General features: G+C 38.7%; 10 protein-coding genes. 2 read left to right on the forward strand and 8 right to left on the reverse strand.

The features are described from left to right. Positions 1 to 19 precede the first annotated feature (19 nt). The gene (locus HG267_RS04770) at positions 20 to 841 is read left to right on the forward strand and encodes a HEAT repeat domain-containing protein (protein ID WP_045870464.1); all 822 of its coding nucleotides are present in this window, start codon (positions 20 to 22) and stop codon (positions 839 to 841) included. 160 nt (positions 842 to 1,001) lie between these two features. Here the strand turns inward: HG267_RS04770 and HG267_RS04775 are convergent, their stop codons facing one another. The 6 genes from HG267_RS04775 to HG267_RS04800 all read right to left on the reverse strand — a co-directional run bounded on the left by HG267_RS04775 (position 1,002) and on the right by HG267_RS04800 (position 7,927). Continuing rightward, positions 1,002 to 1,811 carry an SDR family oxidoreductase gene (locus tag HG267_RS04775; RefSeq protein ID WP_045870465.1) on the reverse strand — a complete coding sequence of 270 codons (810 nt, stop codon included), beginning with the start codon at positions 1,809 to 1,811 and terminating at the stop codon, positions 1,002 to 1,004. Positions 1,812 to 2,072: 261 nt separating this feature from the next. Then, on the reverse strand, positions 2,073 to 2,690 hold the full coding sequence (locus tag HG267_RS04780; protein WP_045870466.1) for an SAM-dependent methyltransferase: 618 nt from the start codon (positions 2,688 to 2,690) through the stop codon (positions 2,073 to 2,075). A 206-nt stretch (positions 2,691 to 2,896) separates the two neighbouring features. Further along, positions 2,897 to 4,276, reverse strand: a complete 1,380-nt coding sequence (locus HG267_RS04785; RefSeq protein WP_045870546.1) for an APC family permease — start codon at positions 4,274 to 4,276, stop codon at positions 2,897 to 2,899. Positions 4,277 to 4,761: 485 nt separating this feature from the next. After that, on the reverse strand, positions 4,762 to 5,625 hold the full coding sequence (locus HG267_RS04790; protein WP_045870467.1) for an SDR family oxidoreductase: 864 nt from the start codon (positions 5,623 to 5,625) through the stop codon (positions 4,762 to 4,764). A gap of 409 nt (positions 5,626 to 6,034) precedes the next feature. After that, a complete protein-coding gene (locus tag HG267_RS04795) occupies positions 6,035 to 6,778 on the reverse strand; it encodes a tetratricopeptide repeat protein (RefSeq protein ID WP_045870468.1) in 744 nt (247 codons plus the stop codon). Between the two features lie 555 nt (positions 6,779 to 7,333). Further along, positions 7,334 to 7,927, reverse strand: a complete 594-nt coding sequence (locus HG267_RS04800) for a MarC family protein (RefSeq protein ID WP_045870547.1) — start codon at positions 7,925 to 7,927, stop codon at positions 7,334 to 7,336. Between the two features lie 385 nt (positions 7,928 to 8,312). Here HG267_RS04800 and HG267_RS04805 point away from each other — a divergent pair, with 385 nt between their 5' ends. Further along, positions 8,313 to 9,128, forward strand: a complete 816-nt coding sequence (locus HG267_RS04805; RefSeq protein WP_045870548.1) for a carbon-nitrogen hydrolase family protein — start codon at positions 8,313 to 8,315, stop codon at positions 9,126 to 9,128. 174 nt (positions 9,129 to 9,302) lie between these two features. Here HG267_RS04805 and HG267_RS04810 read toward each other — a convergent pair whose 3' ends face one another. Together HG267_RS04810 and HG267_RS04815 are read right to left on the reverse strand one after the other, a co-directional pair. Continuing rightward, entirely contained in the window at positions 9,303 to 12,434 is a 3,132-nt protein-coding gene (locus HG267_RS04810; RefSeq protein WP_045870469.1) for a filamentous hemagglutinin N-terminal domain-containing protein, read from the reverse strand. A 185-nt stretch (positions 12,435 to 12,619) separates the two neighbouring features. Further along, on the reverse strand, positions 12,620 to 14,038 hold the full coding sequence (locus tag HG267_RS04815) for an NF038122 family metalloprotease (RefSeq protein ID WP_155539230.1): 1,419 nt from the start codon (positions 14,036 to 14,038) through the stop codon (positions 12,620 to 12,622). Positions 14,039 to 14,699 lie beyond the last annotated feature (661 nt).

Below are 14,699 nucleotides of genomic sequence, written 5' to 3' on the forward strand. Positions count from 1 at the left end.
ATCGCTTCTCTTCTTCCTCATGCCTGATTCCCTCAATAGTCTAATTCGTGCAGTAGAAGACGCAAATTCTTCTATCCTTTTACAAGAAGCTGTCAAAAATCTGGCAGCCGCCCGTTTAGAAGGAGCTATTCCCACCCTAATTGCTGCCTTGAGCTATAACAATCCAGGTGCAGCTGTTGCAGCTGTCGATGGGTTAATCCAAATTGGCGAACCAGCAGTTCCATCTTTGTTGGAACTGCTGGATATGCATAACTACACAGCCAGATCTTGGGCAATCCGCACCCTAGCAGGAATTGGCGATCCTAGAGGATTAGTCACCTTGTTAGGCGCAGCTACCGCTGACTTTGCCCTGAGTGTTCGGCGGGCAGCAGCAAAGGGATTAGGAATGATGAAATGGCATTGGTTCCCAGAGGAACTGCTAGAAATTGCCCAAGCAGAAGCAATGGAAGCCTTGCTATTTGTAGCTCAGGAAGATGAAGAGTGGGTGGTACGCTATTCAGCCATCGTTGGCTTACAGTTCCTTGCCAACGCAATTGCTGTGAGTCATCCAGATTGGCGATCGCAAATTCTGTCAAATTTTGAGCAAATTGCTGCTAAAGAAGAGAGTTGGCCAGTACGTGCCCGTGTCTTATTGGCACAGCAAGAACTCCAGCAAATAACAGCGACTATTCCCACCCAAGATATAGAAAATCGCCCTTCACCCTTGTCCTCTATGGACTGGCAGAAGATTATGGAAGATCTTTATGGACGCAAAGGGCAAGAGCGGTTAGTGTTTGCTGAAGGCGATCCACGCCGTTATGAACAACTGGCAGTAGCGATCGCTCAACATTCGGATGAATAATTTTCTCATCAGGATTTCAGTCCTGAATTTTCGCTTGAATCAGAAATTAGCCCATACTAACTTCTTAAAGGTGTAGTGCGAGTTAATTTTTGGTTCAGGCTAATTATGATCTCATGCAGAGAGAATAAGGAGCGGTATTATATTTTTTAGTTGCAAGTCCCTACGCAGACCAAGCTTCCCGAAAATCGGCATACAGAGTTAATCCCCCATCAATAAATAGCGTTTGACCTGTGATGTATGCTGCTTCATCAGAAGCTAAAAAAGCCACCGCAGCTGCCATTTCTTCAGCAGTCCCTGCACGATTCATCGGAATATGACTTTCTACAACCGCTTTTTTTTCAGGGTCGTCAGTCCAGGCTTCATTAATAGGTGTAATTGTGGCTCCTGGTGCAATAGCATTAACACGAATACTTCGGTTCGCATATTCTAAAGCTAAAGTTTTAGTGAGATTTTCCATCCCACCTTTGCTAATAGAATAACTGAGATACATTGGTCTGGGAATAACTTCATGAACGCTAGAAATATTGATGATTACACCAGAACGGTTTTGTGAAAGATAATGTTTAATCGCCTCACGAGCGCAAAGGTAAGCACCCCGCAAATTTACCCCAAGTACTTGATCAAAATCTGCTGTTGTTAACTCATGGGAAGGGCATTCTTTTTGAATTCCCGCATTATTAATTAAAATATCCAAACTACCAAATTTTTCGATAACGGTATTTACCATCTCAATAATGTCTGCTTCTTGAGAAACATCCCCTTGAATTGGTAATGATTGAACACTGCAATTGTTAATATCTCCGCAAGCTTTTTGTATCGCCATTTCTTCTGTATCTTCCGCTTCTTCTAAGCTTTTGCGGTAATTAATGGCGATGTTACATCCTTCTTGGGCTAGGCGAATAGCGATCGCTTGACCAATACCAGAACTTGCTCCGGTAATTAAAACATTTTTACCTTTTAATCCTTTCATAGTAATTTTTCCTTTCACAGAGATTCCTATTAACTAAAAAAACGCCGTTATCATAGGATGGACACCAATACTGCTCGGTTAAGGATTTTAAACTCTTAATTTGGTTTGGGGAAAAGGTGAAAGGGTAAGGGTTAAAGGTTTATTTCTTGCCCCTTTTCCCCTTCCCCTTTTCCCCTTAACCGACAAGTATTGGGATGGACACTACTTAAATTTCGTATCCACCCTACAAAAACTGCTGCAAAAGTAAATAATTTTGACTACTTACCGCAGGTTCGCAGGAACATTGTCAGGAACTACCCAGAGGTAAATAGTTTTACCGTCTACTTGTTGCACTTGTTGAGGTTTCCAATCGCCCATATCAAAAGCGTGGGAAACAATGCGGGTACCTGGTTTAAGTTCTTGTAATAACTTGGGTCTGAGTTTTAAATTGATATCTGGTAGTAAATAGAGAGTAACTACCGAAGCTGGGCTTAAATCTGTTTGGAATAAATCTTGTTGGCGGAACTCAACGCGATCGCCTACTTTAGCGCTTTGGAGATTTTGTTTTGCTTCTTGCACGCGTTGTGGATCTATATCTATCCCAACACCACGCGCCCCATATTTCTGTGCTGCTGTGATGGGAATTCTGCCATCGCCACTACCTAAGTCGTAAATGACATCATTACTATTCACTTTTGCTAGTTTTAACATCGCATCTACTACAGGTTGGGGAGTTGGGACATAGGGAACATCGGTTTCTACTTGTTGTACTGGGGTAGTAGTAGGAGTAGAAGTTTGGGCATCTGTTTCAAAATTACGTACTGTAGTGCATCCAGAAACACCTAAACTAGCAATACTAACGCTGGTAATTAATAAAAGCGCAATTCTTTGTAATTTCATGATTTTCTCCTTTGTAATTGTTAGTTATTCCCGCAAAAAACAAATAAGCGTTGGAAAGTTTATGCAAAAGTGCAGAGAATTGAAAAATTAAATTTGTTGATGAAATATTGAAGATTGATTGAGCATTAATTTTGAGTTATCAGCGAAATACTCACAAAAAATCACCAATTTATGCAGATGAAATTTGTAATTTTCCCCCTGCCTATTTATCGCAAGTCTCTTAACGAACGTTGTCGGTAATTATTCCACAACAACAAGGGAATACCTGCGCCTACAACTAAAACCCCAACTATTGCCCCGATGCCTGTATACGCCAAGCTGGAGTAAAGCAAGTACCCACAAATAATGCAAAACAGCAAGGGAATCCAAGGATAAAATGGCACTTGGAAAGGTCGATTTATTTGAGCATCTCGTTTGCGTAAAACAAATAATGAAATCGCAGACAGTAGGAAGAAAAACCAAAATACTGGTGCGGTGTATTCCACCATTGTTTCAAAACCATTGCGGGCAATTGTGCCTAAAAACACCAATGATAAAGCGATCGCACCTTGGATGATTAAGGCTTGAGTAGGCGTTTCCTTTTGTTGTTGCCAACTTCCCATAAAGGAAAACATCGAGAAATCTTGCCCTAGGGCATAATTACTGCGTGCGCCTGTCAAAATGGTGGCGTTAATGGCTCCTAAAGTACAAATTGCTACCAAAATACTGAGAAATACAGCTCCAGATGTCCCCACAGTCCGATCCATTAAAGAGGCGGCGACAGCCTCAGATTTAGCCATTCCTGCTAATCCTAAGCCTCGTAAATATGCCAAATTAATGAGCAGATAAATAGTGGTGATGATACCAATACTCCAAACTAGCGATCGCACCATATTGCGCCTTCTATCTTTAATTTCGGCTGAGATATAAGCTGCTTCATTCCAGCCACCAAAGGACAGCAAGACAAATACCATTGCCAATCCCCAGTTTGTTGAAGTTGTGGAAGTGGTGGGAGTTGGCAGAGTTGTAGGGTTATTAGCGGTAACTCCAATCATCACCACTAGGAGTAAACCGAGTATTTTCGCCGCAGTCAGCCAGTTTTGCGTCCATTTACCAGGGTATAAACCGAGAATATTCAAACCTGTCAGCAGGATAATTGCGATCGCCGCATAAATGGAAGAAGAATAAGGCCCTAGCAGCCATAACCCAGAGAAATAATCCCCAAAAACAAACGCCAATAAGACAATAGAACCAGTTTGAATTACTGTCATTCTTGCCCAGGCAAACAGAAAAGCAACTGAACGTCCAAAAGCACGTTTCAAATAATAGTAAGTTCCCCCAACATCAGGGTAAGTAGTTGCTAATTCTGCGTAGCACAATGCCCCAACCAAAGAAATCGCACCACCAAGTAACCACAGCAGTAAGACATTGATATCGCTACCAGCATTCGCTGCGACAAATGCCGGAGTTTGAAAAATTCCTGCACCAATAACAATCCCCACAATCAGCGCAACAGCATCTAATAAAGCTAATGATTGCTTTGGTGCTGCAGCTGAAGCTATAGGGGTACGTTCTTGTAAATTGCTGTAGTTTTGTTGTCTCTTCACATCAGTTCCCACGAATAGTAATTTGAGCTTATGCAACACTTAGCAGTACGCTTCAAAAAGCGCTATTGCCAACATCAAGCTGAAAATTTAAGTTTCTTCATTGATAATTAAGTAAGACGGTGGAAATCAAATAAACTATGTTGATAAACGTCAATATGCTAGAAAGATTTACCAATGACAAAGCGTAAAGCGCCTTGCCAAAGGCATCAGAACTGTCTCAGAATGACAGTCTCAGCCAGTTATTTTCAATTTCGCCGACCTACTTACTTTTGAAATCTGCGTTTATTTCAGTTTGACAAGCAAATGTGATTTAAAAGTGACAACAATCTCAATAATTGTGAGGGAAAGGGGAAAAGGGTAATGGTTAAAGGTTTTTTCTTGTCCCTTTTCCCCTTAACCGACAAGTATTGCGACAGATTATAGAAGCACAGCAGTGCCGTGTCTTCTATAATATTATTGATGTGTCGCAAACATTATTTGACTGGTTATAAGGCTGCTAATTCTTCTTTGATAGATAATGGTTGATAACCTAATGTAAATGCTTTAGAACTATTTAAAGATACATCTTTTGGTCTAGGTGCTGCCATTTTGATATCTTCTTGGCGACAGCCTTTAAGTTGAGCATTGGGAATTTCAAATACCTCTACTAATTGACGCATAAAATCGTAACGCGAAATTCTTTCTTTACCACCCAAGTGAATCAAACCTTGGACTTTTTCTAATGCTAATAACAGCCCTTGAGCCGCAGTTTTACCACTTACTGGGGTGCGAAATTCATCGATAAATAAACTTAGTTCTTTACCTGCTTGTAATGTTTCTATGAATGGCTGTATAAAGCTTTTAGCTGTAGGTGTTGCCATGCCGAACATTAAAGGCATACGGCATACTGCTGTATGAGGATATAGTTCTAACATCCCTATTTCTGCTTGAACTTTTTGCTCACCATAAATGCTTAAAGGATTTACGGAATCTGTTTCTTGATAGGGAGCATTTAAGCCATCAAATACTAAATCAGTTGAGGTAAAAGCACAAGGAATTGCATAATCAGCACAAAGTCCAGCTATATTGCAAGATGCGGTGACATTAATTGCGTATGATTCTTGAGGATTGTTTTGACAAAAATTAGGTTGAGAAAGAGCAGCAGTATGAATTACTGCGGCTGGTTTTATATCATTAAATATCTGCTTTAATTCTTGAAAATCTGTTAAATTAACTTTTAAGGTTTTGATGCCAGGTATTGTTAATGAATTAGCAAAATAATTACCATAAACTTCCCATTCTGGCTTTGCTAGCTGGCAAATATGCCATCCTAAAAAGCCACTGGCTCCAGTTACTAGCAATTTTTTCATATTTATATAAAAATTTAAATATACAGCCAATATTAATTTATACCAATTCCCATAATTTTGGCGGTAGATAAATAGTTAATCAGGGCGAAAAAACACTGGTATGAGACCTCCACAAAAAGAAATGCCCAATTGTCATTGCGAATGTAGCGTTCGCGTAGCGTCCCGTTCGCGTAGCGTCTCCGTCAGGAGAAGGGAAGCGAAATGAAGCAACCGCAAAATATTGGGATTGCTTCACTACACTCCGTTTCGCTCGCAATGACAGCTTTTGGATCAATCATTCTGTGGAGTTCTCTATGAGAAAATTAGCGGAAATGGTTGCTGGTGCGTTGCGCGACAACACAACGCCAGTTTGCTCAAGTCGGGAAACCTGCCCACGCAACTGGCTCCCCTACATTTATATTTATATTGACTAATTAATTAGCTGTTGAAATTTTTTATCGTTACGTACTTTATTAAAATCTGTGTCTGTTTTCGCCAATTTTTTATATTTATTCGGAGCCAGCTTAATTGCTTTTTCTAGGTTTTGAATTGCTTGGTCTACATTGCCTTGTAAACCATAAGAACAAGCCTTATTGTAATATGCCTGGTGCATATTGGGCTGAATCGCGATCGCAGTGTCGTAGGATTTCAAACCTTCGGCGTAACTTTGCAGTTTTGTTAGGACTATTCCTCGGTTAATCCAAGCTTCGGATTTTTTCGGCTGGAGGGCGATCGCTCTATCATAGGCTACTATCGCATCTTTGTAGAGTCGCAATGAGGTTAAAGCATTGCCCCGATTATACCAAGCGACATCTTTGTCAGGTCTTAAAGCCAGCGCCCGATCGTAGGATGCGATCGCTTCTTTGTAAAGCTGTAGAGACGTTAGCGCATTACCTCGATTAATCCAAGCTTCGGGAATGTTCTGTTCAATTGCGATCGCTTGATCGAATGCTGCGATCGCATCTTGATAACGACGTGCATCTAGTAAGCTATTAGCTTGCTTTAAAAATTCTGCCGCCTTTTGTGGTGATTGTGTACCAATTAGCTGTTGGGAAATATTACTTTCTTGTACAACTTGTGTGGTGTTATTTGCTGTTGAATGTGCCCAATTACCACAGCCAAATGTAGAGAAAGTGATAAAGCTAGAGGCAACTAAGCAGCGCCGTAAGACCATGCTGTACCTACAGAATTCATAAGATGATGCTAAAACTTATTTCTCTTAAAATATAGTATCAAAGTACACGATTTTTATTAATTTTTTATTTGGTTTATATAAATTTAATTTTTTCCCAAAGATAAGAAAAATATACCATATTCAGTGGTAACAATACAATCTATAAGTAAAAAAAACGACTTATTTAAATTTTTCGGTAGCTATACTTAAATTAATGCCTAAAGACCTTTATTCTATCCATAACTATTAGTATTAAAGCTATATTCTGCCATTTTCAAGCTTATCGAGAATTCAAAATTCAAAATTCGTGTCACCCCAACAAGACAGAAGAGTAAGTTATTTTTATTCATCTTTATATAGCTGATGAGTTATATAAAAATGTGATTTGATTGCTGAAAAAGACTCAGTATTTTGTAGTAGCGCACGCAAAGCTTTAGCGCGGATGCGTTAGCGATAGCGTAACGCATCCTACGCACTACTCACTGATAGCACTGTTTATAAATAGATAAAAATAGTGCGGTACTCAGTAATCAACAACCTAGAAGTTACAACTATTTATTTCAAAAATAATTCCCGAATTCCTGTACTACCAATTTCTACTGCTAGCGCCGCTAATAGAAACCCAAACAACTGAGTTATAATCACTCCACCTTCAGCACCAATCCACTTGTCAATATAGGTTCCCAAACGCAGAATTAACCAACTAATAAACATTGCCGCTACAATACCTAAAACTACACCGAGATAGGGCAGTTGCGATTGTGAGGTTAATAACATGACTGTTGTTAAAGTTCCCGGCCCGGCTAGTAATGGTAAAGCTAAAGGCGTAATTGCAACATCACGACCTTCTTCTAAAATGGGCGTATCTAATTCTCCCCGCAACATTTGCAAAGCAACTAATAGCAACAATAGTCCCCCAGCTACTCGCAAAGATGCCATGCTGATTTCCAAATAGGTCAAAATTAATTGCCCAGTGAACACAAACAGCAACAGAACTGCGATCGCAACGACAATCGCTTTATCTATGACTCTGTTTCTTTCTTCTGGGGTCATACCTTTGGTCAAAATCAGCACTATGGGTATATTACCTACCGCATCTGCTAGCACAAATACAGCAATAAATGTTTGAACAAGAGCTGAGGTATCCACAGTAGACCGCATTTATCAAGGTTTGATAACAACCTACCTTGAAATGTGTCCTATTTTCTATCATCCAGAGAAAGATTGAAATGTAGACAGGGTATTATCAATTACTTAAACAAAAGTAATAAAGATGCATATTTCACTAAATGACTTGTAATTAAAAAAAATAAAAATCTCAAACCCAATGACTAGCAAGACTTTGAGTCACGCATACTGCTAACGAAGCGCCCTTACCCTAATTGCTAGATAATGAATTTATTGGTATTTCCTCAGCCCTACAGTTGCTAAAACAACTGTCATCTTATCCCTAGAACTTGTGGGCTTTTCCGCTGCCTCTGGTAACGATATATTTGAGAATCTACCTCGCACATATTTACTGTTTGTGGAATCTATGAAGCCTTATTTAGCAGCTGCTATCCAATTAACCAGTGTGCCTGATTTATACAAAAACTTAGCACAGGCAGAAGAATTAATTGAACTTGCCGTGCGTCGGGGTGCTGAATTGGTGAGTTTGCCAGAAAACTTTTCTTTTATGGGGGAAGAAAAAGACAAACTTGCACAAGCAGAAGCGATCGCACGGGAAAGCGAAATATTCTTGAAAAAAATGGCCCAGCGCTTTCAAGTCACTATTCTGGGCGGTAGTTTTCCAGTTCCCGTAGAGCACACAGGCAAATTTTATAACACAACCATACTTGTAGACTCCAACGGTCAAGAACTTTCTCGCTATTACAAAGTACATCTATTTGATGTGAATGTCCCAGATGGTAACACCTATCAAGAATCAAGCACAGTCATGGCTGGAACACAGCTACCACCTGTGTATGTTTCCGAAAACTTGGGTAATTTGGGACTTTCGATTTGCTATGATGTCCGCTTCCCAGAATTGTACAGACACCTGGCAGACAAAGGAGCCGATGTCATCTTTGTCCCGGCTGCCTTTACAGCCTTTACTGGTAAAGATCATTGGCAAACATTACTCCAAGCCAGAGCAATTGAAAACACCTGTTATGTCATTGCTCCTGCCCAAACAGGTACCCATTACGCCAGAAGACAAACCCACGGACACGCCATGATTATCGACCCCTGGGGTACGATTTTAGCTGATGCCGGAGAGAAACCCGGAATTGCGATCGCCGAAATTCGACCCACTCGCCTAGAACAAGTCCGCCGTCAAATGCCTTCTTTGCAACATCGCGTATTCAGCTAATCGATAATAGACGTTCGCAGAGGGAGCAGAGGATGCAGAGGAGGAAGAATCAAATTATGGTCTTCGCTTTCATAATTAGATAATGTAATTTCTGGAAGTTCGTTACCAAAAAATACTTGTCGGGTGGGCCAAATAGCCCGCCCAATTTATGTATGAAAAATGGCTGATCAAGATTTAAGAGCCAGTACATTTAGCTACATAACTCACAGGTACTACAGTAGGTATCTCTGGCGCATGAGCCACTAATTCTATAGTGCCATCGCGATTAATTACCCATCCTTGAGCTTCAATAATATGTGTTGATTTTGGAGAAGTTGCAACCAGCTTTTCTTGGCTTGCTGCTCCTAATTGATTTTTTCTATTACTGCTTGTAGATAATTGCCGCCAATCTGTCCAAACTGTTTGTCCTCTCAGCATATCAGTAGGATTTTCTGGTAATCCTCCCTTTCCGATGATGACAAACTCATTAGTTGTACTAGCACTACAAGCTTTAGCTACTAACTGAGTAACATCCACTATATCCTTTGGTAATTCTGCAATGGCAATCTTTTGAACGTCTTCTGGGTTAGTTATTTTGACTACACCATCAATCCCAAATTTAGAACTTGCATCAATTTCGCTATCTTGACTTTGAAAAAGTCCTTGGGTGTAAATTTGGATATTACCCCCATTGCCAAAAACAGCGTTAGCTCTCATATCGCTATTATTGTAACTGACGATAAAATCACTATTAATAAAAAGATTACCTCCGCCTCCCGTACTATCAGTAACGCTGCTACTAATGAGGCTATTGTTCTGCAAAAAGAGAAAATTATTATTTAAAGTAATATTGCCACCACCTGATTGAGTAGCAGTAGCAGTAATTAACCCTTGGTTTGCTCTGACTTGATTAGCGTTAATAAAAATATCACCAGCTTGACCTAATCCTGTACTATTTGTACTCAAGGTAGCTCCACTGTTCAAGGACAGCAAATTAGTATTAACTCTAATGGTGCCACCATTAGCATTACCTTTGGTATCCGCAGTAATTAAACTATTATTTCTAGCAACTAGAGATTCTTTAGTATTTATTTGAATATTGCCACCACCACCATTAAAGGTAGTAGCATTAATACTACTTTTAATATTGGAAGTAGTGTTATCAAAAAGCTCAATTAATCGAGCATCAATTTTAATATCACCTGCTAAACCTGTTCCTGGTGCAAGATTAGGGTTACGACTAGAAAAGTTACTAGCAGCAATGGTTGCACCATCTTGAATAGTCAGTTTATCTGTTGAGATATTTAACTGACCACCATTACCACTATTGGTAACAGCATTACTAAATAAACCACTACTACCACCAGAAATAAAACCACTTAAATTTATATCATGAGCTTGAATGGTTAAAACGCCGGCATTACCTGTACCAAATGTGCTAGTTGCAATTTGTCCACCATTACTTAAATATAGAGTTTCAGTATTAATATTTAATTCACCCCCTGCACCTGTCGCCTGACTTTGAACATTTGCGGCAATTATTGTCGGCAGTGGATTATTAGATGTTCCTTTAATTTCTATATTTTTAGCTACAATTTCTATCTTCCCAGCATTTCCTGAGCCAGCAGTTTTAGCAACTATCGTCGCACCATCAAATAAATTCAAATTCCCAGTTGTAACTTTTAACAAACCTCCATTACCTGTTGCACCTTTTTCAACATTGGCAAGTAAACCACTAGCAAGTGTGCCGGAATCTGTACCACTTAATTCTATATTTTTAGATGTAATTTCTAATTGCCCTGCATTACCAGCAGCAAATGCACTATTTTGAATTTGTGCCCCATTTTTAACTTCTAAGCTATCAGCATTAAGGAAAATATTACCGCCATTACCATCAGAATAAGTACTAGCTAATAACCCACTAGGATATTTTCCCAAAGCAGTACCGATAAATTGTGCTTTTTTCGCAGTAATCTGGATTTCCCCAGCATTACCTTTGCCAGACCAACTAGTAGTTGATATTTGCGCGCCATCAGTAACTAGTAGATTATTAGTTGCGATCGCAATTTTTCCCGCATTACCACCACCAGAATCAGTACTAGCGAATATCCCACTAGGCCCCAATCCACCGAAAGCTAGTTCTATATCTTCTGCTTGAATATTAACTGTTCCCCCAGTTCCCAACCCAAAGGTTGTACTACTAATTTGTCCACTATCAGTTGCAGTTAATTTCTGAGCAGCAATATCAATGCTACCACCATTACCGCTAGCTTCTGGAGACACATCGGTAGAGATAATTGTTGAAAAATCAGGACGACTATTAAACCCACTGACATTGAGTAATTCTGCAGCTTTAATCTTGATACTCCCTCCATTTAAATCATGTTCAGTATTGGCTAAAATTGCCGAACCATCAGTTAAATTAATATTTCTACCGATAACTTGAACATGACCGCTACCATCACCACTCACATCTATTGAAGCAGCCGCATTGAGATTAATATCTGCAAAATTATTCACTCCCTCATAGTTTAAAGTTAAGCCAGGATTATTGTAATTAATGGTAACGAAACTATCTTTAACAGCGCCAACTTCCACTCTACCTTGCCCTGCTGTTAAATTCCCACCTTTTAAATCAACATTACCGCCAACTAATGCCAGAGTATTACCAGCTTTTACCTCTAATCCTACAGGTCGATTTTCTCGAGAAGTGGCAAAAAACTCATTCACAAATAATTGATTACCTGGCCCTTGTACAGTGATATTTCCCGGATTTACTCCATACTGCAAGCCAAGAGGAGTATTGATAGTTAATAAAGTTTGTTGTTGCGGATTAACTGCACTATAAATACTGCCATCAGAAAATTTAATGCTATTCGCTGTACTTGCAAAAAAAGAACCACCAATGTTTAAGCTAGCATTCGTACCAAAAATAATACCATTAGGGTTAATTAAAAATAAATTTGCTAGGCCATTAGTACGAATTAAGCCATCAATTTGAGAAATCGAACTGCCTGTGACTCGAGTAATAATATTATTAACTTCTAAAGGATTATTAAAAAAAGCCGTATTGCCTGTGTTGACAGAAAATTGCTCAAAGCTATGAAAAAGGTTATTACCGACTTGAGTTCCACCTTGAATTTCAATTACATTTCCTGAAGTAACAGTTATTGAATTTGATGACAGGTTATTATCTGGGATAATTTGTGCAAATCCCTTTAATTGATTAATAATTAATAAATATAAAATGTAAAATAAAATTAAAAGTGGCTGTTTAGTTTTATTGAGTATCAATAATAAACTTGTACTTTCTGAAATTTTAAACATCTGGTTAGTGTAGGGCTACTATTCTTAGAGGTGACATTTTTAGGGTTCCCAAAAATTTTGCTTAACTAACCAGAAATTATTTACAAAAAAATTAGCTAACTAATCGCTAGTAATCCCAAGTCACATAAAACACCCCTGCTGGTATCCTAGCGCTGCTAAGGATTGCAGAGGGATGGGAACAGGCTCTATATAGAATTGAGATAATGGCGAGAAAACTTTTTCAATTTCAAACCAATTAAGCCTAATAAGCCAATACCGATTAATCCAGCATTATTGGCTGGTTCCGGAACAGAAGTAACATTCTCTTGCTCATCGACAGTGTCCCAAAAACCACCCATTTCAAAAACACCTTCTTGAGCGAGAATATCGACTAGGTCTTGTGTTTGATTTAAAGTACTAGTGGTGCTAGCACCACCCCAACGATTTAGATTTAACATATTCGTAATATCGAAATTACGGTTAATTTCTTGAATCCAATATGCAGCAGATTGAGCTTGTGAATTTAATGTTTGATTAGCCAAAATATTAGCATATTGGATTTGTGAATCTAATGTGTAATAGTTACTAGAATAAATCCTAGATTTTCTGTTCCAACCAATCACATCTAAAACATTGAGGTCTCGTTCATCGGCTTCACGCACAGCACCGACACGCAAAGCTGGTGCCATCACACCAATACTATTAGTGTAATTTTTCCAATGGCTGCCTTGAAAGCCATCGCCCTTAATACTAGTATCCTGACCAGTAGATAAATAACCTATGCTGCTCATACCACCATCAATAGAGAAGTAACTAGCATTACCGTTACTCAAATCTGATAAACCTTGAGTTTTGCTAGAGTCAGAATAACGGAATAAATCAAAGGGAGTAAACAGTTTTTTACGTAAATCTAAATCATTGTAGTTCTTAGCATTAATGCCATCGAGACTACTAACAAATCCTAAGATATGTGCGATTTCGTGAACAGCAACACTGTAGAGGTCAAATGCTTTAGTGTACCAGCTATTGACACTAGTGCTGGTGTAACCGCTGTTTGCCCATCCATAACCAGTATTATCTAGCTCATTTAAAACGATCACCCCATCTAAGGCAGTGCTATTTTTATCAATTAAATTTAATGCTTTGGCGTTGGCTTGAGTTAAATTAATTGTGTTATTAGAAAGCGTGAGTGTTTCTTGCTGTAGATTTTGAAAAATAGACTGCCATTGTGTACTGGAAGATAAATTGCTGACAGCAGTGTAATCAAATTGAGATTGGCGGTCATTATTCAATGCATTCCAAAAAGAATTATAGCTCACATTATTTACAAACGCTGGAATAGAGCCACCAAGCATCCCTTTTGGCAATTTACTCGAAGAAGCAAAATCAACGTGAATGTTCACAGTAGCATCATCACTTAGGTAATCAGCCCAGTATCTTCCTGCAAATTCAAAAGCAGTTTTTTGCTGATAAGTCACACCTGCATCGTATGTAAAGTTAAATGTCAATGCTTGGGCTGGTAAGGTATAAGTGATGATAGTAGTTGATGCTAGCGCTAGCGTTATTAATTGAGGAAAATTATTAGTTTTAATACATTTGTGATTTTTCTGCTTTTGGGATGACATAATCGTAATTCTCTGTAAATCAAAAGTAATAATTAATTTACAAGATAACTCCAAAAACATACATGATTAATTTATTTGCTATAAAGTCATATTAATTATGGATAAATTTTTATTGGCTATCCAGTCGTAATATCTTTAAAAATTGTAATTTATTAGCTAATTTTATAAAAATACCATATCTTACTTATCTATAATTGTTAATTGCTTTTCTAAATATATCTTTTACAGTCATTAGCTACGCTATAAATACTTAAGTTTTCTGATTTTTTTCCTGTGAAATCAGAATTTATAATTTTATTTTAGTGAAAATACTGATAATTAAAAACAGCTATTTGGATAAACACAGGACTTACGCAACTGACACAGTGATTGTCTGGCATAAGATTTGCAACAGACGCGATTAATCGCGTCTGTACAAATGTCCAGGGTCAAAAATTTAGGTTTTTTGGACTCTTGACATTTGAACGCCAGTTCACTCAACGGAGGGAACCTCCGCACGTGACTGGCTCCCCTAGACAAACCTCAACGAAAAAAATATGACATTTGCGTAAGTCACCCAATTTTAGATTTTGGATTTACGATAGCGCAGCGTTAGCGAGTCCGCGAGCGTCTTTTGGATTGACCTCTCCTTATAAAGAAGAGGCTTAAGTATTGAATGATT

Source organism: Tolypothrix sp. PCC 7601 (assembly GCF_025677855.1).
Taxonomy (GTDB): domain Bacteria; phylum Cyanobacteriota; class Cyanobacteriia; order Cyanobacteriales; family Nostocaceae; genus Aulosira; species Aulosira diplosiphon.